This is a genomic window from Sediminimonas sp. (assembly GCF_024637375.1).
In the GTDB taxonomy this organism is placed as follows: Bacteria; Pseudomonadota; Alphaproteobacteria; order Rhodobacterales; family Rhodobacteraceae; genus Sediminimonas.
In genome coordinates this window covers 54,581-80,305 of record NZ_JAGXFK010000088.1, presented here as the reverse complement: position 1 = coordinate 80,305, position 25,725 = coordinate 54,581, and the positions used below count along the sequence as shown (strand labels likewise).

Sequence of the window (25,725 nt, the reverse complement as noted above, 5' to 3'; positions counted from 1 at the left end):
GCACGCCGCTTGCCCCGCGCCAAGCCCTGGCAGGGTGAAAACGCCGATCAGACGACGATCAGCCCACGGCTCATGGCGCGGGCGACGGCATGCGTTGTGTTGTGGGCGCCCAGCTTGAAGCGCGCGCTTTCAATATAGACGCGCAGGGTGTGCTCCGAAATCGCGAGTGTCTGCGCAACCTGTCCCCGGCTGTAGCCAATGGCCAGAAGGGTCATCGCATCGACCTCTCGCGGGGACAGCGCCGGCGTCGGCTCGGGGCTGCGGCCCGGTTCGAATTCCAGGGCTTTCTGATTGAAATAGTATGCAATCAGGATCAGGTCGCGCCGGTACGCTTCGATGAAGGCCGCCCAACTGTCGTCATCGGTATTATGGCTGACCGTGAACATCGCGAATTGGCCGTTGGGGCCGCGGATTGGGATCGAAAACCCCTGGTTGCCGACACCATGGTGAATGGCATCCAGCTGGAAACTGCGCACTGCGCGGCTCGACCAGTCGAGCCGCTTCCAGTCGACGGGATGGAACCGCTGGTAGCAGCCCGAAACAACCGGGTCGATCCGAAGGTAATCCTTTTCAAGGTAACGCGCGACCCACGCGTCCGAATAGGTGCCGCACCCGTACTGATCGCCATTGGAATTGACCCAATGATAGACCATGTGATCGACGTCGAAGTGATCGCGCAACGACTCGATAAGGCACTGCAGGTCTTCAGCTCCTGTAGCGCGCTCCAAATCCTCCAGGATCGTTTCCACCGCAGGCGTCATCGGCTTCCGCCTTCACAGGCGCCCCCTCCATGTGGAACGCGATCTCGGCGGCCGCCACCTGCCGTGTAGTATCCAGCTGGGCCGACAATGCGTCCATTCCGTGCTTTTGCGCATAGCCGCGCAAGTCCAAGAGAACGTCCAGTATCCATTCGTTCCGCATGTTAACGTTCGCCCTCAATGGTTAACGAAGTGTTAACACAACCCTAGCATGTGTAAAGTTTCTCACGATACTCACGGATTCCAACTCCCCAATAATAGCGAGGATAAGAATCCTAACCCATTGATGCGAAACCATGCACCTCTTGAAAAGCAACGGCCCGCGCCATCGTTAACGATTCGCGGGCCCCTGTGATGCCGGTGCGTCGGGTTACGCGTCCTTCGGTTGCGTCGCCTCGATGACTTCCTCGACGGTGCGCAGCCCGGTTGTGGGGGCCTGGACAAGAACCGCCATGTTCCCCGGCTTGTGCTCGTTGCGCAGCATCTTCATGTGCGCCCGCGGAATCTCGGCCCACGGGAAGACCTCCGACATGCAGGGGTCGAGGCGGCGTTCCACCATCAGCCGGTTGGCCGATGCCGCCTGCTTGAGATGCGCGAAGTGGCTACCCTGCAAACGCTTCTGGTGCATCCACACATAGCGGACGTCGAACGTGCAGTTGAAGCCCGTGGTGCCCGCGCAGATCACCACCATGCCGCCCTTCTTGCAGATAAGCGCCGAAACCGGGAACGTCGCTTCGCCCGGGTGCTCGAACACCATGTCGACATTGTTGCCCTTGCCGGTCACGGCCCAGATCGCCTTGCCGAACTTGCGCGCCTCTTTCAGCCACTCGGCGTATTCCGGGCTGTTGACCTTGGGCAAAGGCCCCCAGCAGTTGAAATCCTTGCGGTTGATCACCCCCTTGGCGCCCATCGACAGCACGAAGTCGCGCTTGTCCTCATCGGAAATGACGCCGATGGCGTTGGCGCCCGCGGTATTGGCCAGTTGGATCGCGTAAGATCCCAGGCCGCCCGATGCCCCCCAGACAAGCACGTTCTGACCGGGCTTCAGCTCGTGCGGGTGATGGCCGAAAAGCATCCGGTAGGCCGTGGCCAGCGTCAGCGTGTAGCAGGCCGATTCCTCCCATGTCAGATGCTTGGGCCGCGGCATCAGCTGCTGCGCCTGTACCTTGGTGAATTGCGAGAACGACCCGTCCGGCGTCTCGTACCCCCAGATTCGCTGCGTGGGCGACAGCATCGGGTCGCCCCCGTTGCATTCCTCGTCGTCGCCATCATCCTGGTTGCAGTGGATCACGACCTCGTCGCCGACCTTCCAGGTGCGTACCTTGTCGCCCACCTTCCAGACGATACCCGCGGCATCCGAGCCGGCGATGTGGTAGTCGGCCCCGTGGCCGTCGAACGGGCTGATCGGTTCGCCCAGGCCCGCCCAGACGCCGTTGTAGTTGACGCCGGCAGCCATCACCAGAACCAGCACCTCATGGCTATCTATTTGCCACGTATCGACAACTTCGACCTGAAAGCTCTTGTCCGGCTCGCCGTGGCGCTCGCGGCGGATGGCCCATGCATACATCTTCTCGGGCACGTAACCCAAGGGGGGCATTTCGCCGATCTCGTAGAGATCCTTTTCCGGCGCATCGTAAGGCGCAATCCCCGTTTCGGTGTCCAGAGCCATATCAGCCTCCATATCCACAAATTGCCGCGACGCAGAATCGCGGTGACCTGTCCCGGGGATACTCATGGCTGCGCAACAATGCAATCACCATTCATAGATTTTTGAAACTTTATAACCGCGCAATTGCAGAAACTCATGGCACGTCCTCCTCGGGAACAAGATGAGCCACCGAAGCGGCATAAAAGGACACCAAAGCCATGCCGGCCTCGGCCAGGCGCAACCCCTTTGTGTCTGACACGACAACGCCGCGCGCAAACAACCCGTTCAGCCCCTGGTCGACGATATCGGCGGCCGTTTCCGCTGTCGGCACCTGGCCTGCCGGCAACGCCGACTGGTACCGCGCCACCGCCGCCTCCAGACCATCGCGCGACAGCGCGCCTCCCGCCCGCTCGAACGCCAGCGCGACCAATGGTACCGACAAAGCTGGCATGTTGTGCCTGATCCGGCCCATCAACTCGCGCGCCAGGTCAGTGACATCACCCGTGAAGCCATGCAACGACAGCGGCGTGCCGAACCGGACCGCTGCCGCCCCGAACCGGGAATAGCGCCCGCGCACGCGCAGCCACAGCGACCGCACGACGAAACGCGCCACGACCGAGATGCGCGCCGGGAAACGGCGCTCGCCGATCTCGTGCGCGCGCACCAGCAGGCGATCCTCCAGAACCCGGTCGTAATTGAGCGAAACCGGCACGAACACCACGTCGCGCCGCGACGAATCGTGCCCTTCGACGATGTATTTCAAGACGCCCAGGCGCGGCGCCTCGACCATGCCGGTCAGGCTCAGGCCGCCTTCGGGGAACACGGCCTGGGTCACCCCGGCATCGGTCGCCATTCGCAAATAGCGGGCCAGAACGCGGCGATACAGATCATCGCGGAACCTCCGGCGGATGAAATACGCCCCCATGGACCGTATCAGACGGCTCAGCGGCCAGATCCGCGCCCATTCCCCGACCGCATAGCTGAGCGCAGAATTCTCCGCGGCCAGATAGGTGACCAGGACATAGTCCATGTTGCTGCGGTGGTTCATGACAAAGACAACCGTGTCGTCGCGGTCAATCCGGCCAAGCGCCGCGTCGTCGCGCGACACCAGGTGAACGTTATAAAGTGCGGTACTCAGCCAGCGCGCCGCGCGGATCGCGACCCCGAAATACAGGCTGGCACTGAACGAAGGCACGATTTCGCGGGCATAGGCACGGGCGCGCTGGAACGCCACGTTCTCGGGGATGCCTTCCGCCGCGGCGTGATCCGCGATCGCCTGGCTGACCTCGGGGTCGTAGATGAGCCGCTGGATCATGTCGAAGCGCCGCGCCAGTTTGAATGGCTGGATGGGGCGTTCCAGCCGCGTGTTGAGATGGGCGACCACGCGTTCCATCCGGCGCCGGAAGAACCACCTGACAGAAGGGAAAAGGAAATGCGAGGCGAAGGTGACCGCCGCGAACAGCAAGATCAGAATCAACGCCCACAGAGGTATCTCGACCGTCTCGCCCATCGGCACAGCATGGCCCGCTGGCGGGCAAAGGTAAATCACCCCATGCCGCAACGCAGCGAATTGACGCCGCCACAAAATTCCGCTCTATTGCGCCGCAACGCAATAAAATTGCCACCCCGATTCACCGGAGGCCCCGATGACCGATACCGCAAAAGACAAGCCGTGGCTCTTTCGGACCTATGCCGGTCATTCGACTGCCGGCGCGTCGAACGCACTATACCGCGCCAACCTGGCGCGTGGGCAAACCGGGCTGTCGGTGGCTTTCGACCTGCCGACGCAGACCGGCTATGACAGCGATCACATCCTCGCCAGGGGCGAGGTCGGCAAGGTGGGGGTACCCGTCTGCCATCTTGGGGATATGGAAGCCCTGTTCGACCAGATCCCGCTGGACCGGATGAACACCTCGATGACGATCAACGCCACCGCGCCGTGGCTGCTTTCGCTTTACGTCGCGGTGGCCGAGAAACAAGGCGCGGACGTCTCGAAGCTCACCGGCACGGTGCAAAACGACCTGATCAAGGAATACCTCAGCCGCGGCACCTATATCTGCCCGCCCAAGCCATCGCTGCGAATGATCGCCGATGTTGCCGAGTACTGCTACGGGCACCTCCCGAAATGGAACCCGATGAACGTCTGTTCCTACCACCTGCAAGAGGCCGGCGCGACGCCCGAACAGGAACTGGCCTTTGCGCTGGCCACCGCCACGGCCGTTCTCGACGAACTCGAGCCGCGCGTGCCCGACGCCGATTTCCCGGCCATGGTGGGGCGGATCAGCTTCTTCGTGAACGCCGGCATCCGGTTCGTGACCGAGATGTGCAAGATGCGCGCCTTCGTCGATCTGTGGGACGAAATCTGCCGCGAACGATACGGCGTGGACGACCCGAAATTTCGCCGCTTCCGTTATGGCGTGCAGGTGAATTCGCTTGGCCTGACCGAACAGCAGCCTGAAAACAACGTCTACCGTATCCTGTTGGAAATGCTGGCGGTGACGCTCAGCAAGAAGGCCCGCGCCCGCGCCGTGCAACTGCCCGCCTGGAACGAGGCGCTCGGCCTGCCCCGGCCGTGGGATCAGCAGTGGTCGCTGAGAATGCAGCAGATATTGGCCTACGAGACCGACCTGCTGGAATATGACGACCTATTCGACGGCAACCCGGCCGTCGATGCCAGGGTCGAGGCGCTCAAAAGCGGCGCGCGGCAGGAGTTGGCCAATCTCGACAGCATGGGCGGCGCCGTCAGCGCGATCGAGTACATGAAATCGCGGCTGGTCGATAGCAATGCCGAGCGTCTGGCCCGGGTCGAGCGCGGCGAAACCGTGGTGGTCGGCGTCAACCGCTGGACCGAAGCCGAACCCAACCCGCTGATGAGCGAGGACGGCGGCATAATGACCGTCGATCCGAAGGTCGAGGCCGACCAGATCGCGCGGCTCGATGAATGGCGCGGATCACGCGACGACGTTGCGGTGCAGCGCGCCCTGTCCGACCTGCGCAAAGCCGCCGCTGCCGGCGACAACATCATGCCGCCCTCGATCGCGGCCGCCCGGGCCGGGGTCACCACCGGCGAATGGGCCGCCGAGATGCGCGCGGTTCACGGCGAATACCGTGGTCCCACCGGCGTGTCGCCCAATCCGTCGAACCGGACCGAGGGTCTCGACGATCTGCGCGCCGCCGTGGATGCGGTCAGCAACCGTCTTGGCCGGCGTTTGAAATTCCTTGTCGGCAAACCCGGGCTGGACGGCCATTCGAACGGGGCCGAACAGATCGCCAGCCGCGCCCGCGACTGCGGCATGGACATCGCCTACGAGGGTATCCGGCTGACCCCGGAAGAGATCGTCGCGGCGGCGCGCGACGATGGCGCGCACGTGATCGGCCTGTCGATCCTGTCGGGCAGCCACATGCCGCTCGTCGAAGATCTGATCAAGCGCCTGGGGGCGGCCGGGCTGGGCGACGTGCCGGTCATCGTCGGTGGCATCATCCCCGAGGAAGACGCCCGGCGCCTGCGCGAAATGGGGGTGGCGCGGGTCTACACGCCCAAGGATTTCGAACTCAACACCATCATGATGGATATCGTGACGCTGGTCGATCCATCGCCCGTTGCCGCCGAATAGGCATCGCCGGCAGGCGCGCCGCCGCGCGCCTGCCGACAAAGTCGCTGTCGTTACTGGTCCTGAACGGCACCGATACGATCCATGATCTTCTGGTTCAGGCTCTCATCGGCCTGGGCCAGTTTCAGGATCGTGGTGTACTCCTCGACATCCATGCCGTCGGTGGCTTCTACCGCTTCCATGATCGCAGCGTTGGCCTCGTTCACCAGCGTCTGCTTGTCTTCCTCGCTTTCCTGCGCCTCGATCTTCGGGACGTAGTTCTGGCGCACGGAATCAACGGCAATCAGCGCATCGACAAACGCCGCGACCTTGGTATCGGTCACGTCGCCGGCCTCCATCTGCGGCGCGGCCTGGTCGCTATCCTGTGCCATCACGGCCATCGGTGGCGCGAAGGCCAGCGCGAAGGCGGTCGTTGCGGCGGCGAATTGTGTCTTGAAGGTCAATGACATCTCCCGTTTGGTTTGAAGGTGGTAGCGCGCGCGGCGCCGCCATGCCGGCAATGTGGCGCGGCATGCCGGGTTCCGCAACCGGCGCGGCGGAAAAATGCCGGCTGGGCCCGCAGGCGCCGTCGTGGCCGCGCATCAATGGCTGGCGTCCGGCCACGAAACCCGCCAATCTGGCGCCGAAAAAGTGAACCACGAGGCCCCGCAATGCGACTGGAAATATCCCCTGTCACCCCCGGTGACCGCCCCGATTGGCAAGACCTGTGGACGGACTACCTGGCATTTTACGAAACATCGGTGCCGGCGGAGGTTTACGACACCACCTTCCATCGGCTCTGCGCCGACGATGTCCCGCGTCAAAACGGCTTGATCGCCCGACAGGACGGTCAGGCCGTGGGGCTGGTACACTACATTTATCACCCGCATAACTGGAAGATCGAGGATGTCTGCTATCTTCAGGATCTCTACGCCGCCCCGGGCATCCGCGGCACCGGCGTCGGGCGGGCCCTGATCGAGGCCGTCTACGATGCCGCAGACCGCAACGGCACGCCCTCCGTTTATTGGCTGACGCAGGATTTCAACAGCCGCGCGCGCCGGCTTTATGATCGCATCGGGGTATTGACCCCTTTCATCAAATACGCGCGCGGTTGACGCAGGCGCAACCCGGCGTGGCGGCGCAGATCGCGCCGGCCGATGCGTTCGGCCCGCGCATATCCCCTTATGCGCCCCGCCCGTGGCTGCGGTCATATCCGTTGGGGGCGGGCGGTTGCCAACCCGCCAACGCTTCCGCCGGCGGGGAAAAAACCTCGACCCGCAGCGGGTAGCACGACGCGCTGTCGCTGGAATGCTCGGCCCCGCAATCGCCCCCGGGGCAGGCACTCAGCGCGCCCAGAAGGTCGATCTCGGCGAAAAACTCAAGGTAATCACCCGGGCGCACCGGGCTGGCCTTCATGAAATACTGCCCCGTGTCGCGGGTAAAGCCGGTGCACATGAACACGTTGAGCACGTCATGCACGTGGCCCTCGGCCTCGGGCAGGGGCAAGCCCGTCGCATCGGCCAGCGCCCGCGTAAGGTTCGAGTGGCAGCAGTGGTGATACTGCCCGCCCGACAGCAGCGTGTGGGTGTACGGGTCACACCGGGTGCCGATCACGTCGTGAACCGATCCGCCGAATTCGTCGATCCCATACCAATCCAGCGTGTCGTCGATGATCGTCGCCATGGGGCGCAGGTAGGGAAAACAAGACCACATGCGCTCGGATGTCGTCAGGTGCGTGCCATGCAGCGCACGGGTCTTGCCGGAATAGAACCGCTCGCGCAGGTCGCTCGCATTCCACAGGTTCAGATCGCCCACCTGCGGGCCGTCAACGCACGAAATGCGAAAGATACCCCCCTTGGGCACCCGGAAACAGGCGGCCTCGCGCGGGGGCGCGGTGATCTCGTCGATCTTGCGCGCACTGTCGCGCGCCGCCCGGTAAAGCGCCATGTCGGGCACCGGCAAGCTGTCATTGGGGTAGCAGATCACCGGGCGCACGGCGCGGCGCGCCTGGGCATCTTGCGGGGCATCGTGGGGCATCGGCGTCTCCTCGGCTGTCGCGGCCAAGGTGCGCGCACAGGCGAGCGCAGGCAAGCCCGCGCACGCCTTTTCCTTCAAATCACGACGACATCCAGCGGCGGGAACCCGTTGAACCCGACCGAGGCATAGGTCGAGGTGTAGGCCCCGCAGGACCGGATCACGACCCGGTCGCCCGCCCGCAGGCCCAGCGGCATTTGCACCGGCTGACGCTCGTACAGCACATCTGCACTGTCGCAGGACGGCCCGGCCAGCACGCAGGGGCCGGTGGGCTCGTGATCGCGCTCGGTCACGAACTGATAGCGAATCGCCTCGTCCATGGTTTCGGCCAGCCCCGAGAACTTGCCGATGTCCAGGTAGACCCAGCGATGCAGGTCGCTGTCGGATTTGCGCGCCACCAGCAGCACCTCGGCCGCGATGGCGCCCGCTTCGGCCACAAGCCCGCGGCCCGGCTCGGCCATCACCTCGGCCACGTCGCCGAAGCGGGCGCGCACCATCGCCATGACTTGCGCCGCATAGGGCGTGGGCGCTTCGACCGCGTCGCCATAGAAGGCCGGGAACCCGCCGCCGATGTTGAGCAGGCTCAGCGGGTACCCCGCTGCGCGCGCCGCGTGCCAGACCTGCGCCACCTGGTCGAGCACCGGCGCCCACATCGCTGCCTGGCGGGTCTGGCTGCCGACATGGAACGACACCCCCTCGGGCCGCAGCCCAAGCGCGCGCGCCCGTTCGATCAGCGCCAGCGCCTTGCCCGGCACGCAGCCGAACTTGCGACTGAGCGGCCAATCGGCGGTGCTCGCCTCGACGATCAGGCGGATATAGACCCGCGCACCGGGGGCATGCACGGCGATCTTGTCGATCTCTTCCTCGGCATCGGCCGCGAAAAGCGTGATCCCGGCCCGGTGGGCAAAGGCGATGTCCGCGGGGCGCTTTATGGTGTTGCCGAAAGAGATGCGGCACGGATGCGCGCCCTGGGCGAGGCAAAGCTCGATCTCGGCGCGCGAGGCGGCATCGAACCCCGCGCCCTCGGCCAGCAGCGTGGCGATGATCTCGGGGGCCGGGTTGGCCTTGACGGCATAGTGCACATGCGCCCGCCCCAGCCCCTTTGCCAGCGCGCGATAGCGCCCGGCAACCGCCCTAGTGTCGACCACCAGCGTCGGGCGGTCAAAGCGCGCATGGCGCAGGTAAGCGTCGAGGCGGGTCTGTGCAGGCGCGACATCGCGCGCCGAAAACTCGGTCACGGTAGCGTTCATGGTCATCTCCAAAAGACCTGGGCCTTGCGGCAACTCATTTCGATCAGAGACGTTACCGTCGCTACGTGAGCCTGATGGCTGGAAACCGTCGGGACACAGGCGCGTGCGTTGGCGTCTAGGCCGCGCACATGGGCCATGGCGGCCTTGCGATCAAGCGGTTTGTTCGCGTTCGCAGCGGTTGTGCCCTTGATACCACATCACCGCGGCGGTTGCTGGTCGGCAAGGCAGACGCGCGGCGGTTTGCCATCGGCGGTCACGGTGTGCGCGCCGCAGGCCGCACAGCGATAGGTGCCCGGGGCGGCGCGCCGGTCCTCGCGCCAGCGGCAGCCACGCATGCGCGGGTTGGAAAAGACGACGATCAGGACGAAGGTCACGATGATGCCGACGATCAATAACATTGCACGCCTCGCCCCGGTTTCATGCTGACTGCTTCCGCCTGTCTGCCCCATCGGATTTTCTGGCCCTGCCGGGCGGGCAATCCGGCAGCCCCGCGTGTATCCGCGCGACAGGCGTCAAAATCAAGTGGCGCCCGTGAGGACGCGCCCGGCGCAGGCCGGTATCCTTGACAGGATCATGGCGCGTTCCTTTCACGACGCATCAAACCGGGCCTGTGCACGAAAGAAAAGCCCCGCCGAACCGGGCTTTGCGCGCTTCCGGCGCTTGCCCTTGTCAGCGCGCGGTGCCAAGTTCACGGCAATGGCCAACAACCTCATTTCCCGCGGGTCGCGCACCCTGGCAGGGCCCGTGCTGCGGATGCTTGCGTGGCTGGTGCTTGGCGCGGCCCTGGTCGCCTGCACGCCACCCGATCCGGGCGTGTCGAAACGCGAATTGATGAACACGCCGCTCGAAGGATGCTGCGCGAACGCCGAGTCGTACCCCCCGCCGCTCGTGCATCTGGCCAACCCGCTCGCCCCCGTGATCGGGCGTATCGTTGGCGGGGTGGTGATGCGCAAGGGCTATCTCGCCCAGCCGGCGGCCTATGCGGCAGCCGAGGACGGGTTGCGCCCTCTCGATGTGCTCTTCGTCAGCTCCAACGGGCGGCTTTCGGGGACGATGCTGCCGGGTCTGTTCAGTCATGCGGTGATCTATCTCGGGTCCGAGGCCGAGTTGAAGGCGCTCGGTATCTGGGACGACCCTGCGCTGAAGCCGCATCACGCGGCGATCCGCGCGGGCAAGACCTATATCGAATCCAGTTCGCCGGGGGTGCATCTGTCGGATGTCGAATACGTGCTTGCCACCGATGCCGTGGCGATTCTCCGCCCCCCGATCAAGACGCGCGCCCGCCAACGCGAAGCCGTTCGCGATTTCGCGCGCCGGATCGGCAGCGACTTCGATTTTCATTTCGACAATGCGACCGATGACAAGCTCTATTGCGCAGAACTCGCCGCCAAGACCATGCCCGAAGCCGAGATGCCCACCCGGCGCCTCTACGGCCGTCAGACGATCATGCCCGACGATGTCGTCGCGCTGGCCGTGACCGGGCGGGGCAAGATGGATTTCGTCGGCTATCTGCGCGGCACCAGGACAGGCTGGCACCGATACGACCGCGAGACCCTGATCGCGGACATGAACATGCATTGGCGCACGACCCGGCGCGACCCCGATAGATTGCGCCCCCTCCCCCCGAACTGAGGCACCCCGCCCGCGAAAAGGGAAACGGCCCGAAGCACGCTCCGGGCCGTTGCTTGGCCTGTCGCCGCGCTTTCAGACGACGCGATCGACCATCTTTTTCTTGATCTCGGCGATTGCCTTGGCGGGGTTGAGCCCCTTGGGGCAAGTCTTGGTGCAGTTCATGATGGTGTGACACCGGTACAGCTTGAACGGGTCTTCAAGGTCGTCCAGCCGCTCGCCGGTGGCCTCGTCGCGGCTGTCGATGATCCAGCGATAGGCATGCAACAGCGACGCCGGCCCGAGATAGCGATCGGAGTTCCACCAATAGCTGGGGCACGATGTCGAGCAGCAGGCGCACATGACGCATTCATAGAGTCCGTCAAGCTTCTCGCGGTCCTCAATCGACTGCTTCCATTCCTTCTGCGGCGCGGGCGTCTTGGTCTCAAGCCACGGCATGATGCTTTCATGCTGGGCATAGAAATGCGTGAGGTCCGGGATCAGATCCTTGACCACCGACAAGTGCGGCAGCGGGTATATCTTCACATCGCCCTTGATCTCGTCCATGCCGTAGATGCAGGCCAGCGTGTTGATCCCGTCGATATTCATCGCGCACGACCCGCAGATGCCCTCGCGGCAGGACCGGCGGAACGTGAGCGTCGGGTCGATCTTGTTCTTGATGTAGATAAGCGCATCCAGAACCATCGGCCCGCAATCGTCCATATCGACGAAATAGGTATCGACGCGCGGATTTTCGCCATCGTCCGGGTTCCAGCGGTAGATCTGGAACTTGCGCACGTTCTTTCCGCCCGCGGGCTTGGGCCATGTCTTGCCGGTGCGGATCTTCGAATTCTTCGGGAGGGTGAATTGAACCATGTCCTGTCTCCTCAGAAGGTCCGCGCCTTGGGCGCAATCGTTTTGACGCTGATGCCGCCCGCGTCCTCGGATGTCAGCGGGTCCGCGATCACGGGACGATAGCCCAGGTCGACACCGGTGCCGGCTACCCTGGCGATGGTATGCACACGCCAGTTCTTGTCGTCGCGGTCCGGGTGATCCTCCGAGGCGTGCGCGCCACGGCTTTCCTTGCGCGCTTCGGCGCCGAAAATCGTGGCCAGTGCATTGGGCATCAGGTTGGCGAGTTCCAGCGTCTCCATGAGGTCGGAGTTCCAGACAAGCGACCGGTCGGTGACCCTGAGATCGCCCAGCTTGGCCGCAACGCCCTTCATCTTCTTCACACCATCGGCCAGCGTCTCGTCGGTGCGGAAGACGGCGGCGTCTTCCTGCATGGTCCTTTGCATTTCCAGCCGCAATTCGGCGGTCGGCACGGCGCCATCGGCATGGCGCAACGTGTCGAACCGATCGAGCGCCTTGTCTACCTGCGCCTTGTTCGTCTCCGGCACCGCCGCCTCGGCATCGACGACCTTGCCGGCGCGGATGGCAGCGGCGCGCCCGAACACCACCAGGTCGATCAGCGAGTTGGAACCGAGGCGGTTCGCCCCGTGCACCGAGGCGCAAGCCGCCTCGCCCACCGCCATCAGCCCGGGCACCACCGCATTGGGGTCGTCCGCGGTGGGGTTGAGAACCTCGCCCCAGTAGTTGGTGGGAATGCCCCCCATGTTGTAGTGCACCGTGGGCAGCACCGGGATCGGTTCCTTGGTGACATCCACGTCGGCAAATATCTTCGCCGTTTCCGAAATGCCCGGCAGGCGCAGTTGCAGGGCCTCTGGCGGCAGGTGGCTGAGGTTCAGGTGGATGTGGTCCTTGTTGGGGCCCACCCCGCGCCCTTCACGGATCTCGATAGTCATGGACCGGCTGACATAGTCACGCGGGGCAAGATCCTTGTAGGTGGGCGCATAACGCTCCATGAATCGCTCGCCCTCGGAATTCGTCAGATAGCCGCCCTCGCCGCGCGCACCCTCGGTGATCAGCATGCCGGGGCCGTAAACGCCGGTGGGGTGAAACTGCACGAATTCCATGTCTTGCAACGGAAGACCGGCGCGCGCCACCATGCCGCCACCGTCACCGGTACAGGTATGGGCGGACGTACAGTTGAAGTAGGCGCGGCCATAGCCCCCGGTCGCCAGAACCACTGACTTGGCGTTGAAGACGTGAATCGAACCATCGTCCAGTTTCCAGCAAACCACACCGGTGCAGGCGCCTTCATCCGACATGATCAGGTCGATGGCGAAGTACTCGACAAAGAACTCGGCCTTCTGTTTGAGCGACTGGCCATAAAGCGTGTGCAGAATGGCATGGCCGGTACGGTCGGCAGCGGCGCAGGTCCGCTGTACCGGGGGGCCCTCGCCGAACTCGGTGGTATGCCCGCCGAACGGCCGCTGGTAGATATTGCCCTCCTCGGTGCGCGAAAACGGAACGCCGTAGTGCTCCAGTTCGTAAACCGCCTTGGGCGCCTCGCGCGCGAGATACTCCATCGCGTCGGTGTCGCCCAGCCAGTCGCTGCCCTTGACCGTGTCGTACATGTGCCACTGCCAGTTGTCGGGCCCCATGTTGCCCAGGCTTGCCGCGATGCCGCCCTGCGCGGCGACGGTGTGGCTGCGCGTCGGAAAGACCTTGGTGACGCACGCGGTACGCAGCCCCTGTTCGGCCATGCCGAGCGTCGCGCGCAGGCCCGCGCCACCGGCGCCGACGACGACCACATCGTAATCGTGGGTTTCGTATTCGTATGCTGACATGTTTGCGGTTCCTTACAACGCGAGCTTGGCCAGGGCATAAAGGGCGGTCGCCGTCAGCCCGTAGGTGAAAACGACCAGGAAGATGATCAGCGCCTTGCGCGTCACGCCGCGGGTGTAATCCTCGATCATGATCTTCGCGCCCTTGCGGAAGTGCTGCAACCCGAACACGACGACAAGGCCGGTCAGCAACACCGGAACCGGGCGCGAGAACGTCTCGACGACCACCTCGTAGCTGCTCCCCAGGGCGTTGCCGATGACGTAAAGGAAAGTCGGCACGATCAGGGCCAGGCCAACGGCGCTGAGCTGCATGTACCAATGGTGTTCCGTTCCAGTGCCCGAGGCGCCCTTGCCCTCGGCACGTTTGCGGGCGGTCAGATAACGCATTGCCGGTCTCCTCAGATCACGAGCAGGGTAATGACGGTCAGGACGACAGAGCCGATGATCAGCACCCAGCCCAGCTTTTCCGCGGTCGGAATGTCGAGCCCGTGGCCGGCGTCGAAATACAGGTGCCGCAACCCGGCAAGGTAATGGTACCAGACGGCCCACAGCGACAACGTCATCACCAGATCGCCGAACCAGGATGTGATCACTGCATCGGCGGTCGCGAAATACTCGGGGCTCGTGGCAGCGGCGAGCAGCCACCACACCACCAGAAATGCAGCGACGATCAGCGCGTTACCGGTGATCCGGGTCAGGATCGACGTGATCGAGGTCAACTGCGGGCGGTAGATCTGAAGATGCGGCGAGAGCGGGCGCTCGACGGGTTTCGCATCGGCCATGGGTTCGTCCCTTTCGGTTATGCACGCGATTGCATACGCGCCTTTCCTGGCAGAGTTGTGCAATTTTCTAGCGCCATTGTCACGCCAGCACAGCCCCACGCGGCGGAAAAATCGGGCTTGGCTCAGGGATCGCCGGGATTTGTGATCACTTGCGGCCGCGACGTGATCACAAACCTCAGCATGGCACCAGCGCCCAGTAATCGAGATCAAGCAGAACCTCGGGCAGGTACTTGCCGTCATCGTCCCTGAGTCGGAACGGGGCACCGCCCGAGGTCGCGACCAGCCGCAACCGCATCGCCGCAACGTTCGGGGCGGCGGTGTCGGCAATGTCGAGCACCTCGGACCACGCCTTTATCGTCTGGCCTGCGAAACACGGGTTGGCATGCGCCCCGCCGTTGAGCCCCACGATCATCTGCGCGTTGGCCAGCCCGTTGAAGGACAGCGCGCGCGCCATCGAGATCACATGCCCGCCGTAAATCAGGCGCTGCCCGTCGGGGCGGAAGGTGGCGTCGAAATGTACCTTGGCGGTGTTCTGCCAAAGGCGCGTGGCGATCATGTGCTCGGCCTGCTCGACGGTGACACCATCGACATGGTCGATCTGCTCGCCGACCCTGTAGTCGGACGCGCGGTGCGGCTCGCCGGCAAGGTCGAAATCATAGCCCGAGAAATCCAGCCCCTCAGGCACGTCAAGATCGGCAGCGGCGAGCGCGGGCTTGAGTTCCGGCACGTTCGCCTCGGGGGCCGGGGCCTCGGGGTCGCGCTTGCGCACCATCACCCACCTGACATAGCTCAGCACCCCCTCGCCGTGCTGGTTGAAGCCGCGCGTGCGCACCCAGACCACGCCGGACTTGCCGTTCGAGTTCTGCTTGAGCCCGATCACCTCTGATTCGGCCCTGAGCGTATCGCCCGGCCATACCGGGCGCAGCCAGCGGCCCTCGGCATAGCCCAGGTTGGCGACGGCGTTGAGCGAGATGTCGGGCACCGTCTTGCCGAACACGACATGGAACGCCGCCAGATCGTCCAGCGGGCTTGCCGGCAGACCACAGGCGCGGGCGAACGTGTCCGATGAATGAAGCGCATGCCGCGCGGGGTAGAGCGCGTGATAGAGCGCCCGCTCACCGCTGCCCACGGTCCGCGGCACGGCATGGCGGATGACCTCACCCAACCGGTAGTCTTCGAAAAAGCGGCCGGCGTTCGTCTTGGCCATGGTTACTGGTCTCCGAGTTTCAGGTCGGGGGTATAGGCGCCCTCGGCATCTTTCGTTACCGCCTGACCGCAGCGCATCACGCCATTGGTGCCATCATAAGCGTAGGTCGGACTGCCGTAGAGCTCCCAGCCCTGGTTCAGCGCCTCGGTCACCTTGTGGCAAAACGCGGACGTGTCGTCGGCACTCAAAAAGCGGTAGAGTTTCATCGCCCTCATCCGAACGGGTAATAGCCAAGCCATGTATGAATGAACGTGATCGCGCCATAGATCACGACCGTCGCCACCACGGCGATCACCTCACGCGACATCGGCGCCGGCGGCGGCGGGGTCCACTCCGGCTCGGCCCGGTTGATCGCGATCATCTCGACCACCGCCCACGCCAGCAAGCCGCCGAACAGAACGAACGAAGGCACGTCGCCGTTCACCAGAAGGTGCCCCAGGGCCCAGACCTTGACCCCGGCAAGCATCGGGTGACGCATCCGCCGGGCCAGCCGCGTCTGCATCCCGCTGACCGCGAACAGGTAGACCGAAAGCAGCATCAGCAGGTTGTTGATCCCCGCCGTCGCCGGGTGACGCCCCCAGAAAAAGGCGCCATCGGCCTCGCGATAGCCGATCACCATAAGCACCAGGCCGGCAAGAATTCCGATGGCGGCAAACGCCTTGCCGCGCGTGCCCATCTTGGCGCGCGCTTCGGGGAAAAGGCGTTTGAACAGGTGAAATCCCGACCACAGGATCACACCGAGGATGAGATTGGTCATGGCGACGCTCCGTTCTGGCTGGCTGAGGACAGGTTACAAGGACGCGACGCTGGACGCCATGGCAAGGATTCGCCGCGCCGTGTCGACATGCAGGTTTTCCACGATCTGCCCGTCCACCACGGCAACACCCTGCCCGGTCTTCTGCGCGTCTTCGAATGCAGCGATCTGCCGGTGTGCAAGGTCAACCTCGTCTTGCGACGGCGAAAAGGCGGCGTTGGCGATCTCGACCTGCGCCGGGTGAATCAGCGTCTTGCCGTCAAAGCCCAGGTCGCGGCCCTGCGCGCACTCGGCGCGCAGGCCTTCCTCGTCCTTGAACTGGTTGTAGACCCCGTCCACCGCGACCACGTCATGGGCGCGCGCGGCCAGCAGCATGGTCTGCAACGCCGCCTGCAACGGCAGGCGGTCGGGCCGGTGGCGGCAGTTCAGCTCCTTCGCCAGGTCGTTGGTGCCCGCGACGAACCCCGCAAGGCGCGGATGCGCCGCGATCTCGGCGGCGTTCAACACGCCCTGCGGCGTCTCGATCATCGCCCAGATCGGCACATTGCGGGGCAGCATTTCGGCCAGCGCCTGCACGTCCGCCGCGGCGCCCGCCTTGGGCAGCAGCACGGCATCGACATCCGCGCCGCCCAGCGCGGCCACGTCGTCCGCACCCCACGGCGTCTCTAACCCGTTGATCCGCACGATCCGCGCGCGGTTGCCATACCCGCCCTCGGCCAGGGCGGCGGCCAGCGTCTGGCGCGCGTCATCCTTGGCATCAATGCTGACCGCGTCCTCCAGGTCGAAAATGATCGCATCGACTGGCAGGCTGCGCGCCTTGTCGAGCGCGCGCTCCTTGGAGGCGGGAATGTAGAGCACCGAACGATAGGGGCGGGCGTCGATTTCCATGAGTCTCTCCCGAAATTATCTTGCGCCGGACTGTCACGTTTTCTCAGAAAAATTCAAGGGCCGATCTGCCGCGGCGCAGCAACCGTCCCCGACGAGGGCGTGCCGCATGTGATCAGCATCACCCGCCCGTCGCACCCGCGACGGGCACGCGCGCCCTGCCACGGCGATCACGTCAGCGCGTCAACGATCAGCTTGGCCCCGGTCAGCAACAGCAAAACATATGTGATGGTGAAAAATACCGATTCCGGCACGCGCCGGTGCGCCAGAACCCCAAGCCACGCGCCCAGAAGCGCGAAAGGCGCCAACACCAGGTCAACCGCGAGGCTGCGCCAGGTGAATATCCCCAGGAACGCGTAGGGCACGAATTTCATGATGTTGACGGCCCAGAAAACGATCACGGTGGTCGCCTGGAACCGCGTCTTGTCCAGCCCGCGTGACAGCAGCCAGACCGCCGCGGGCGGCCCGCCGGCGTGACTGACGAAACTGGTGAACCCCGCGACAGCGCCCGCCAGTGCCCCGCCCCACGCAGGTATCGGCCGCGTTCGCGCAACGCGCCAGCCCCCGCGGCGCGCCAGTTGCCAGGCCACGAACCCGATCGAGATCGCCCCGATCAACAGCCGAAGCAGATCGTCGTTCGCCACCCGGTAAAGCGCCGCCCCCAGTATCACGCCCGGCAGCGCGCCGAGGATCAGCAACCGCGCGTCGGGCCAGCTCCACCGTCGCCAGTACGGGCGCAAGGTCGCCAGATCGATAAGCATCAGCAATGGCAACATCACCCCCAGCGCCTGCCCCGGTGGCACCACGAGCGCGAGAATCGACGCCGCGGCAAAGGCCGCCCCCGACCCGAAACCGCCTTTCGATACGCCCGCGAACACCACGGCCGGCGCCGCGACGGCGAAAAATGCGATATCCGGCTGCAACATCGGGTTCCTGAAGAGTCCTGTCCGACCCCCGCCTTAGCGCAAATCGCACGCTCCGCACAGGGGCCTGCCATTTGCGCCGCGGCGCAGCACCCTTGCGCGGGCGGGCGGAACAGACTACCCCTGCGGCCAAATTCAACCGACCGGAGATACTCCAATGGCCAGACCCAGGATCGCGCTGATCGGCGCAGGACAGATCGGGGGCACCCTTGCCCATCTCGCAGCCATGAAGGAACTCGGCGATGTCGTCCTTTTCGATATCGCCGAGGGAACACCCGAGGGCAAGGCGCTCGACATCGCCGAATCCGGCCCCTCGGCCGGGTTCGACGCGGCGCTCAAGGGCACGCAGGACTACGCCGACATCGCCGGCGCCGATGTCTGCATCGTCACCGCCGGTGTGCCCCGCAAGCCGGGGATGAGCCGCGATGACCTGCTGGGCATCAACCTCAAGGTCATGAAGGCCGTCGGCGAAGGCATCGCCGCGAACGCGCCCGACGCCTTCGTCATCTGCATCACCAACCCGCTCGACGCGATGGTCTGGGCGCTGCGCGAATTCAGCGGCCTGCCCCGCGAAAAGGTCTGCGGCATGGCCGGTGTTCTCGACAGCGCGCGTTTCCGCCACTTCCTGAGCCTGGAATTCAACGTCTCGATGAAGGACGTCAGCGCCTTCGTTCTGGGCGGGCACGGCGACACCATGGTGCCGCTGGTGCGCTATTCGACCGTGGCCGGCATTCCCCTGCCCGACCTGGTGAAAATGGGCTGGACGACGCAGGACAAGCTCGACGCGATCGTGCAACGCACCCGCGACGGCGGCGCCGAAATCGTGGGCCTGCTCAAGACCGGCTCGGCCTTCTACGCGCCCGCCACGTCGGCCATCGAAATGGCCGAAGCCTATCTGAAGGACCAGAAGCGCGTCCTGCCCTGCGCGGCCCATGTCGATGGCGCGTTCGGACTCGACGGGTTCTATGTCGGCGTTCCGTCGGTCATCGGTGCCGGCGGGATCGAGCGTATCGTGGAAATCCAGATGACCAAGGACGAACAGGCCATGTTCGACAAGTCGGTCGACGCGGTCAAAGGGCTGGTCGCCGCCTGCAAGGAAATCGACCCCGCACTGGCCTGAGCCGGGCGCGAACGGCCACGACCTCGGCAAAGGGCGCCCCGCCACGGGCGCCCTTTTTCGATCGCGCGGCGACAATGCCGGGCGCACAATGGCAAGTGATTGTCGCTGTTACGATTCGCGAAACCGCGCAGGCCCGGCAAACGGCGCGACAAGACGCCACATCCGGGGATCATGTGATCACACGCTTGAAGGCTGTGATCACAAATCACGAATTTCGCGTCCATTCCCCCCGCTCAGGACAGAAAAGCGTTTATGTTCCGGCCCGGCTTGTGCCTATATCGGGCAAAGTCAGCAATACGGGACAGTTTCATGAATATCCATGAATATCAGGCGAAGGCGCTGCTGCGTTCCTACGGGGCCCCGGTCTCGGACGGGCGCGTTGTGTTCAGGGCCGAGGAAGCGAAAACCGCCGCCGGCGAACTGGACGGTCCGCTGTGGGTGGTGAAGGCGCAGATTCACGCCGGCGGCCGCGGCAAGGGCCACTTCAAGGAAGCAGGCGCCGGCGACAAGGGCGGTGTGCGACTGGCCAAATCGGTCGAGGAAGCCGCCGAGGAAGCCAAGAAGATGCTCGGCCGCACGCTCGTGACTCACCAGACCGGCCCCACGGGCAAGCAGGTTGGCCGCGTCTATATCGAGGACGGCAGCGGCATCGAAAGTGAATTCTACCTCGCGCTGCTGGTCGATCGCCAGAGCAGCCGCGTTTCCTTTGTCTGCTCGACCGAGGGCGGCGTGGATATCGAGGACGTCGCCGCCAACACCCCCGAAAAGATCCTGTCGTTCAGCGTTGACCCGGCCACCGGGTACCAGCCCTTCCACGGGCGTCGCATCGCCTTCGCGCTCGGCCTGGAAGGCAAGCAGATCAAGCAATGCGTCGGGCTGATGGGCACCCTCTACCGCGCCTTCGTCGAGAAGGACATGGAGATGCTGGAAATCAACCCGCTGATCGTGACCGACACGGGCGCGCTGAAGGTGCTCGACGCCAAGCTTGGCTTCGATTCCAACGCGCTCTACCGGCACGACGACATCGCCAGCCTGCGCGACGAGTCCGAGGAAGACCCCAAGGAACTGGAAGCCAGCAAGTACGACCTCAACTACATCGCGCTGGATGGTGAAATCGGCTGCATGGTCAACGGCGCCGGCCTCGCCATGGCGACGATGGACATCATCAAGCTCTATGGCGCGGAGCCGGCGAACTTCCTCGACGTGGGCGGCGGCGCCACCAAGGACAAGGTGACCGAGGCGTTCAAGATCATCACCAGCGACGGCAACGTCAAAGGCATCCTGGTCAACATCTTCGGCGGCATCATGCGCTGCGACGTCATCGCCGAGGGCGTTGTCGCCGCGGTCAAGGATGTGGGCCTCGACGTGCCGCTGGTGGTGCGCCTTGAAGGCACCAACGTCGAACAGGGCAAGGAGATCATCAACTCCTCCGGCCTGAACGTCATCGCGGCTGACAACCTCAGCGATGCCGCCGAAAAGATCGTGAAAGCGGTGAAGGGGTAAGCCGGTGCGCACTACGCTACTTGCAATAGTCTCAAGCGTACAAATCATAGGTCTTCCATCGGAGACTAATGCCGACACGCTTATCTCGGACTTTGTAGATGTGTGCGCGCATCATTTCCAATCGAATGAAGCAGCAAAGCAAGAAGCAAGATCACTTGGTTACTCGGAAAACGATTTCGTGGATCCATCTGTAACAATGGGTGTTAAGCAAGAACTGGAAGCTTTGACCGGCGACTCTGTTGTGTTTTGGAACGTTACTGAAAGCCCTGAAAGAATCGCCTTTTTTTCTATAGGCTCCGCTTCCAAAGTATTCCCAGACACAAAGCGTGTATGTGCGTTCGTTGTCCTCGGCGGCAACGCGAAGATTGCTCAAGGTGACCTTGTAACGCAGATGTTCTTAAGCTCGCCGGACAGGGCTTCCACGACACCAGACCAGACAACCATGCTTTGGGAACTCGATGGCAATGCCACCAAAAGAGTTGTTCGCTTCAACACCTCCAATCAATCAGAAGTAGACGGATACGCACTAGCGCTGTTCGTATTTTAACTAAGGAGAACGCCAACATGGCCATTCTCGTAGACGAGAACACCAAGGTTATCTGCCAGGGCTTCACCGGCTCGCAGGGAACGTTCCATTCCGAACAGGCCATCGCCTATGGCACGAAAATGGTCGGAGGCGTCACGCCGGGCAAGGGCGGTACCACCCATCTTGAACTGCCGGTCTTCAACTCGGTGCACGAGGCCAAGGCGAAAACGCAGGCCGATGCCAGCGTGATCTACGTGCCGCCGCCGTTCGCCGCCGATTCGATCCTCGAGGCGATCGACGCCGAAATCGAACTGATCGTGTGCATCACCGAGGGCATCCCGGTGCTGGACATGACCCGCGTCAAGCGCGCGCTGGACGGCTCGAAAACCACGCTGATCGGCCCCAACTGCCCCGGCGTCATCACCCCTGACGCGTGCCAGATCGGCATCATGCCCGGCCACATCCACAAGCGCGGCAGCGTCGGCGTGGTGTCGCGCTCGGGCACGCTGACCTACGAGGCGGTCAAGCAGACCTCGGACAGCGGCCTGGGCCAGTCCACCGCCGTGGGTATCGGCGGCGACCCGATCAAGGGGCTGGAACACGTCGATGTGCTGGAACGCTTCCTTGCCGATGACGAGACGCAAAGCATCATCATGATCGGCGAAATCGGCGGCCAGGCCGAAGAGGACGCCGCACAGTTCCTGAAAGACGAGGCGCGGCGCGGCCGCAAGAAACCCGTGGCCGGCTTCATCGCCGGGCGCACCGCACCCCCGGGGCGCCGCATGGGCCATGCCGGCGCCATCGTGGCCGGCGGCAAGGGCGGCGCCGACGACAAGATCGAAGCGATGAAATCAGCCGGTATCGTCGTTGCCGACAGCCCCGCAGGCTTGGGCGAGGCGGTGCTCAAGGCCATCGGATGAACCATCGGCAGGGCCCACGCACCGGCCCTGCCGCACCCACGCCACAGGAGGGCACAAAATGGGATTCGCCGACGCAGTAAAGACATGCTTGACGAAGAAATACGTCACCTTCTCAGGGCGCGCGCGGCGACCGGAATACTGGTGGTTCGCGCTTTTCGTCTTCCTGGGCGTAGTTCTTTTCGGCCTTCTGGACGCGGTGATATTCGGCTCTTCCTTCGGCCCCGGCGACCACCAGGCCACCCGCGTCTTCGCGCCCCTGTTCCAGCTTGCCACGCTGCTGCCGTTTCTGGCGGTGGGATGGCGACGGATGCACGACACCGGCAAGCCCGGCTGGCTGCTGCTGTTGCCGCTGATCGTCACGTTCGCGCTGAGCCTGATCGTCGCCTTCGGGATGCTGGGCATGATGTCTGACGGGGCGGCGCCAGTGCCCGGGTTCGGCCTGGGCGGCTTCGCGGTGATCTGGGTGATCCAGATCGCGCTCTTCGTTCTGGTTGTCTGGTGGCTGACCCGCCCCACCCAGCCGGGCCCCAATGATTACGGCCCACAACCCTCCAGGTGATCGCCATGACCGACCAATCCCCGAAAGACCAGTTTGCCGCCTCCAGCTTCATGCAGGGGCACAACGCGGAATACCTCGAACAGCTCCACGCCCGCTATGCCGAAGACCCGGCCGCAGTGGACGAAGCCTGGGCCGAGTTCTTTCGCTCGATGGGCGACGACGAAGCGGCCGTCAAACAGGAGGCGCAAGGCCCCAGCTGGGCCCGCGACGACTGGCCGCCGGCACCCACCGACGAGTTGACCGCGGCGCTGGACGGTCAATGGCCGGCGGTCGAAGCAAAGGGCGTGGGCGACAAGATCGCCGCGAAAGCCGCCGACAAGGGGATCAGCCTCAGCGACGATGCGGTGAAACGGGCCGTGCTCGACAGCGTGCGCGCCCTGATGATCATCCGCGCCTACCGGATCCGCGGCCACCTGGTGGCCGAGCTCGACCCGCTGGGCATGCGCGACCAGACCCCGCACCCGGAACTCGACCCGAAATCCTACGGCTTCACCGAGGCCGACATGGATCGCCCGATTTTCATCGACAACGTTCTGGGCCTGCAGGTCGCGACCATGCGCCAGATCGTCGAGATCGTGCGCCGCACCTATTGCGGCACCTTCGCGCTGCAATACATGCACATCTCGGACCCCGAGCAATCATCGTGGCTGAAGGAACGCATCGAGGGCCTGGGCAAGGAAATCAAGTTCACCCGCCGCGGCCGCCGCGCGATTCTCAACAAGCTGGTCGAGTCGGAAGGCTTCGAGAAATTCCTGCACGTCAAGTACATGGGCACCAAGCGGTTCGGCCTCGACGGCGCCGAAAGCCTTGTCCCGGCGATGGAGCAGATCATCAAGCGCGGCGGGTCTCTGGGCCTGAAGGAAGTCGTGATCGGCATGCCCCACCGCGGGCGGCTCAACGTTCTGGCCAACGTGATGGCCAAGCCCTATCGCGCGATCTTTCACGAGTTCCAGGGCGGCAGCTTCAAGCCCGAGGACGTCGACGGCTCGGGCGACGTGAAATACCACCTCGGGGCATCAAGCGACCGCGAGTTCGATGGCAACAAGGTACACCTGTCGCTGACGGCGAACCCGTCGCACCTGGAGGCCGTGAACCCCGTGGTCCTGGGCAAGGTGCGCGCCAAGCAGGACCAGTACAACGACAGCGAACGCACCGCGGTTCTGCCGATTCTCCTGCATGGCGACGCCGCCTTCGCCGGTCAGGGCGTGGTGGCCGAGGGGTTCGGCCTGTCGGGGCTCAAGGGCCATCGCACCGGGGGCACGATGCACCTGGTGGTGAACAACCAGATCGGGTTCACCACCGCGCCGCATTCCAGCCGGTCCTCGCCCTATCCCACCGATATCGCCCTGATGGTCGAGGCGCCCATTTTCCACGTCAACGGCGACGACCCCGAGGCCGTGGTCCACGCCGCCAAGGTGGCCACGGAATTCCGCCAGAAATTCCACAAGGACGTGGTCATCGACATCTTCTGCTACCGCCGGTTCGGGCACAACGAGGGCGACGAGCCCATGTTCACGAACCCGCTGATGTACAAGAAGATCAAGACCCAGAAAACGACGCTGAGCCTCTATACCGAACGCCTCGTCCGCGACGGCCTGATCCCCGAAGGCGAGGTCGAGGACCTGAAGGCCTCTTTCCAGTCGTTCCTGAACGACGAGTTCGAGGCGGGCAAGAACTACAAGCCCAACAAGGCCGACTGGCTGGACGGGCGCTGGTCGCACATGGACCGGCTGGAAAAGGGGCAGTACCAGCGCGGCGAGACCGCGATCTCGCCCGAAACGATGGAGCAGATCGGCCGCGCGCTCTCGGCGGCACCGGATGGCGTGAAACTGCACCGCACGGTCGAGAGGCTGCTGGAAACCAAGCGCAAGATGTTCGAAAGCGGCACGGGGTTCGACTGGGCCACGGGCGAGGCGCTGGCCTTCGGGTCGCTGCTGACCGAGGGCTACCCGGTACGGCTTGCCGGGCAGGACAGCACCCGCGGCACCTTCAGCCAGCGCCATTCCGGGCTGATCGACCAGAACACCGAAGAGCGGTATTTCCCCCTCAACCACATCCGCGACGGCCAGGCGCAATTCGAGGCGATCGACTCGATGCTGTCGGAATACGCGGTCCTGGGGTTCGAATACGGCTACAGCCTTGCAGAGCCCAACGCGCTCACCCTGTGGGAGGCCCAGTTCGGCGACTTCGCCAACGGCGCCCAGATCATGTTCGACCAGTTCATAAGCTCGGGCGAATCGAAATGGCTGCGCATGTCGGGGCTTGTCTGCCTGTTGCCCCACGGCTTCGAGGGCCAGGGCCCCGAGCACTCCTCGGCACGGCTGGAACGGTTCCTGACCATGTGCGGCGGCGACAACTGGATCGTGGCGAACTGCACGACCCCGGCGAACTACTTCCACATCCTGCGGCGGCAACTGCACCGCACCTTCCGCAAGCCGCTCATCCTGATGACACCGAAGTCGCTTCTGCGGCACAAGCTGGCCGTATCGAATACCGACGATTTCACCACCGGGTCGAGCTTCCACCGCGTGCTTTGGGACGATGCACAAAAGGGGCACTCCGACACGAAACTGGTCGCCGACGACAAGATTCGGCGCGTGGTCATGTGTTCGGGCAAGGTGTATTACGACCTTCTCGAAGAACGCGACGCGCGCGGCATCGACGACGTCTACCTGATGCGGTTCGAGCAGTTCTACCCGTTCCCGGCGCAATCGTCGGTCAAGGAGCTCGAACGCTTCAAGAAGGCCGAAATGGTCTGGTGCCAGGAAGAACCCAAGAACCAGGGCGCATGGTCCTTCATGGAACCCAACCTTGAATGGGTGCTCTCCCGCATCAAGGCCAAACACAGCCGCCCCAGTTATATTGGCCGCCCCGCAAGCGCCTCGCCCGCGACGGGGCTCGCAAGCCAGCACAAGGTACAACAAGAGGCGCTCGTCGACGAAGCGCTGACCACCGAGGGGAAATAATC

General features: G+C 64.2%; 25 protein-coding genes. 9 read left to right on the top strand and 16 right to left on the bottom strand.

What is annotated here, in order from left to right:
• Positions 1 to 47: 47 nt before the first annotated feature.
• From Q0L89_RS13975 to Q0L89_RS13965, 3 genes are all read right to left on the bottom strand, one after another.
• Positions 48 to 761: an autoinducer binding domain-containing protein gene (locus tag Q0L89_RS13975; protein WP_296766298.1), complete on the bottom strand. Its 714-nt coding sequence runs from the start codon at positions 759 to 761 to the stop codon at positions 48 to 50.
• 367 nt (positions 762 to 1,128) lie between these two features.
• Complete coding sequence (gene ccrA / locus Q0L89_RS13970; protein ID WP_296766295.1) at positions 1,129 to 2,427, bottom strand: crotonyl-CoA carboxylase/reductase; 1,299 nt, start codon at positions 2,425 to 2,427, stop codon at positions 1,129 to 1,131.
• Positions 2,428 to 2,560: 133 nt separating this feature from the next.
• The gene (locus tag Q0L89_RS13965) at positions 2,561 to 3,916 is read right to left on the bottom strand and encodes a 1-acyl-sn-glycerol-3-phosphate acyltransferase (RefSeq protein WP_296766293.1); all 1,356 of its coding nucleotides are present in this window, start codon (positions 3,914 to 3,916) and stop codon (positions 2,561 to 2,563) included.
• Positions 3,917 to 4,052: 136 nt separating this feature from the next.
• Here Q0L89_RS13965 and Q0L89_RS13960 point away from each other — a divergent pair, with 136 nt between their 5' ends.
• Complete coding sequence (locus Q0L89_RS13960) at positions 4,053 to 6,020, top strand: protein meaA (RefSeq protein ID WP_296766290.1); 1,968 nt, start codon at positions 4,053 to 4,055, stop codon at positions 6,018 to 6,020.
• 50 nt (positions 6,021 to 6,070) lie between these two features.
• Here the strand turns inward: Q0L89_RS13960 and Q0L89_RS13955 are convergent, their stop codons facing one another.
• Entirely contained in the window at positions 6,071 to 6,460 is a 390-nt protein-coding gene (locus tag Q0L89_RS13955) for a DUF4168 domain-containing protein (protein ID WP_296766287.1), read from the bottom strand.
• Positions 6,461 to 6,667: 207 nt separating this feature from the next.
• On the opposite strand from Q0L89_RS13955, the gene Q0L89_RS13950 reads away from it, so the two are divergent.
• Positions 6,668 to 7,111, top strand: coding sequence for a GNAT family N-acetyltransferase (locus Q0L89_RS13950; RefSeq protein ID WP_296766285.1), 444 nt, complete (start codon positions 6,668 to 6,670; stop codon positions 7,109 to 7,111).
• Positions 7,112 to 7,178: 67 nt separating this feature from the next.
• On the opposite strand, the gene Q0L89_RS13945 is transcribed toward Q0L89_RS13950, so the two are convergent.
• The 3 genes from Q0L89_RS13945 to Q0L89_RS13935 form a co-directional block, all read right to left on the bottom strand.
• Positions 7,179 to 8,033, bottom strand: coding sequence for a DUF1989 domain-containing protein (locus Q0L89_RS13945; RefSeq protein WP_296766282.1), 855 nt, complete (start codon positions 8,031 to 8,033; stop codon positions 7,179 to 7,181).
• 74 nt (positions 8,034 to 8,107) lie between these two features.
• Positions 8,108 to 9,280: a type III PLP-dependent enzyme gene (locus tag Q0L89_RS13940; protein ID WP_296766360.1), complete on the bottom strand. Its 1,173-nt coding sequence runs from the start codon at positions 9,278 to 9,280 to the stop codon at positions 8,108 to 8,110.
• A gap of 197 nt (positions 9,281 to 9,477) precedes the next feature.
• Positions 9,478 to 9,678, bottom strand: a complete 201-nt coding sequence (locus tag Q0L89_RS13935) for a hypothetical protein (protein WP_296766280.1) — start codon at positions 9,676 to 9,678, stop codon at positions 9,478 to 9,480.
• Between the two features lie 298 nt (positions 9,679 to 9,976).
• Between Q0L89_RS13935 and Q0L89_RS13930 the strand changes: the two genes are divergently transcribed.
• On the top strand, positions 9,977 to 10,912 hold the full coding sequence (locus Q0L89_RS13930) for a YiiX/YebB-like N1pC/P60 family cysteine hydrolase (protein WP_296766277.1): 936 nt from the start codon (positions 9,977 to 9,979) through the stop codon (positions 10,910 to 10,912).
• A 72-nt stretch (positions 10,913 to 10,984) separates the two neighbouring features.
• Here Q0L89_RS13930 and Q0L89_RS13925 read toward each other — a convergent pair whose 3' ends face one another.
• The 9 genes from Q0L89_RS13925 to Q0L89_RS13885 all read right to left on the bottom strand — a co-directional run bounded on the left by Q0L89_RS13925 (position 10,985) and on the right by Q0L89_RS13885 (position 18,132).
• Positions 10,985 to 11,764, bottom strand: a complete 780-nt coding sequence (locus Q0L89_RS13925; protein ID WP_296766274.1) for a succinate dehydrogenase iron-sulfur subunit — start codon at positions 11,762 to 11,764, stop codon at positions 10,985 to 10,987.
• An 11-nt stretch (positions 11,765 to 11,775) separates the two neighbouring features.
• Positions 11,776 to 13,581: a succinate dehydrogenase flavoprotein subunit gene (sdhA, locus tag Q0L89_RS13920; protein WP_296766272.1), complete on the bottom strand. Its 1,806-nt coding sequence runs from the start codon at positions 13,579 to 13,581 to the stop codon at positions 11,776 to 11,778.
• A 12-nt stretch (positions 13,582 to 13,593) separates the two neighbouring features.
• Positions 13,594 to 13,965, bottom strand: coding sequence for a succinate dehydrogenase, hydrophobic membrane anchor protein (sdhD, locus tag Q0L89_RS13915; protein WP_296766270.1), 372 nt, complete (start codon positions 13,963 to 13,965; stop codon positions 13,594 to 13,596).
• Between the two features lie 11 nt (positions 13,966 to 13,976).
• The gene (gene sdhC, locus Q0L89_RS13910) at positions 13,977 to 14,360 is read right to left on the bottom strand and encodes a succinate dehydrogenase, cytochrome b556 subunit (RefSeq protein WP_296766267.1); all 384 of its coding nucleotides are present in this window, start codon (positions 14,358 to 14,360) and stop codon (positions 13,977 to 13,979) included.
• Between the two features lie 175 nt (positions 14,361 to 14,535).
• A complete protein-coding gene (locus Q0L89_RS13905) occupies positions 14,536 to 15,567 on the bottom strand; it encodes a MaoC family dehydratase (RefSeq protein ID WP_296766265.1) in 1,032 nt (343 codons plus the stop codon).
• Between the two features lie 2 nt (positions 15,568 to 15,569).
• A complete protein-coding gene (locus tag Q0L89_RS13900; RefSeq protein ID WP_296766357.1) occupies positions 15,570 to 15,773 on the bottom strand; it encodes a DUF1737 domain-containing protein in 204 nt (67 codons plus the stop codon).
• Positions 15,774 to 15,778: 5 nt separating this feature from the next.
• Complete coding sequence (locus Q0L89_RS13895) at positions 15,779 to 16,324, bottom strand: NnrU family protein (RefSeq protein ID WP_296766262.1); 546 nt, start codon at positions 16,322 to 16,324, stop codon at positions 15,779 to 15,781.
• 33 nt (positions 16,325 to 16,357) lie between these two features.
• A complete protein-coding gene (locus Q0L89_RS13890; RefSeq protein WP_296766260.1) occupies positions 16,358 to 17,209 on the bottom strand; it encodes a CoA ester lyase in 852 nt (283 codons plus the stop codon).
• Between the two features lie 167 nt (positions 17,210 to 17,376).
• A complete protein-coding gene (locus tag Q0L89_RS13885; protein WP_296766257.1) occupies positions 17,377 to 18,132 on the bottom strand; it encodes a sulfite exporter TauE/SafE family protein in 756 nt (251 codons plus the stop codon).
• A gap of 154 nt (positions 18,133 to 18,286) precedes the next feature.
• Here Q0L89_RS13885 and mdh point away from each other — a divergent pair, with 154 nt between their 5' ends.
• From mdh to Q0L89_RS13855, 6 genes are all read left to right on the top strand, one after another.
• Positions 18,287 to 19,249: a malate dehydrogenase gene (gene mdh / locus Q0L89_RS13880; protein ID WP_296766254.1), complete on the top strand. Its 963-nt coding sequence runs from the start codon at positions 18,287 to 18,289 to the stop codon at positions 19,247 to 19,249.
• 309 nt (positions 19,250 to 19,558) lie between these two features.
• Positions 19,559 to 20,752 (top strand): ADP-forming succinate--CoA ligase subunit beta, encoded by a 1,194-nt coding sequence (gene sucC / locus Q0L89_RS13875; protein ID WP_296766252.1) that lies wholly within the window; start codon positions 19,559 to 19,561, stop codon positions 20,750 to 20,752.
• Between the two features lie 4 nt (positions 20,753 to 20,756).
• Positions 20,757 to 21,299, top strand: a complete 543-nt coding sequence (locus tag Q0L89_RS13870) for a hypothetical protein (protein ID WP_296766250.1) — start codon at positions 20,757 to 20,759, stop codon at positions 21,297 to 21,299.
• Positions 21,300 to 21,316: 17 nt separating this feature from the next.
• On the top strand, positions 21,317 to 22,198 hold the full coding sequence (gene sucD, locus Q0L89_RS13865) for a succinate--CoA ligase subunit alpha (RefSeq protein WP_296766247.1): 882 nt from the start codon (positions 21,317 to 21,319) through the stop codon (positions 22,196 to 22,198).
• A gap of 58 nt (positions 22,199 to 22,256) precedes the next feature.
• Positions 22,257 to 22,757, top strand: a complete 501-nt coding sequence (locus Q0L89_RS13860; RefSeq protein ID WP_296766245.1) for a DUF805 domain-containing protein — start codon at positions 22,257 to 22,259, stop codon at positions 22,755 to 22,757.
• 5 nt (positions 22,758 to 22,762) lie between these two features.
• A complete protein-coding gene (locus Q0L89_RS13855) occupies positions 22,763 to 25,723 on the top strand; it encodes a 2-oxoglutarate dehydrogenase E1 component (protein WP_296766242.1) in 2,961 nt (986 codons plus the stop codon).
• Positions 25,724 to 25,725 lie beyond the last annotated feature (2 nt).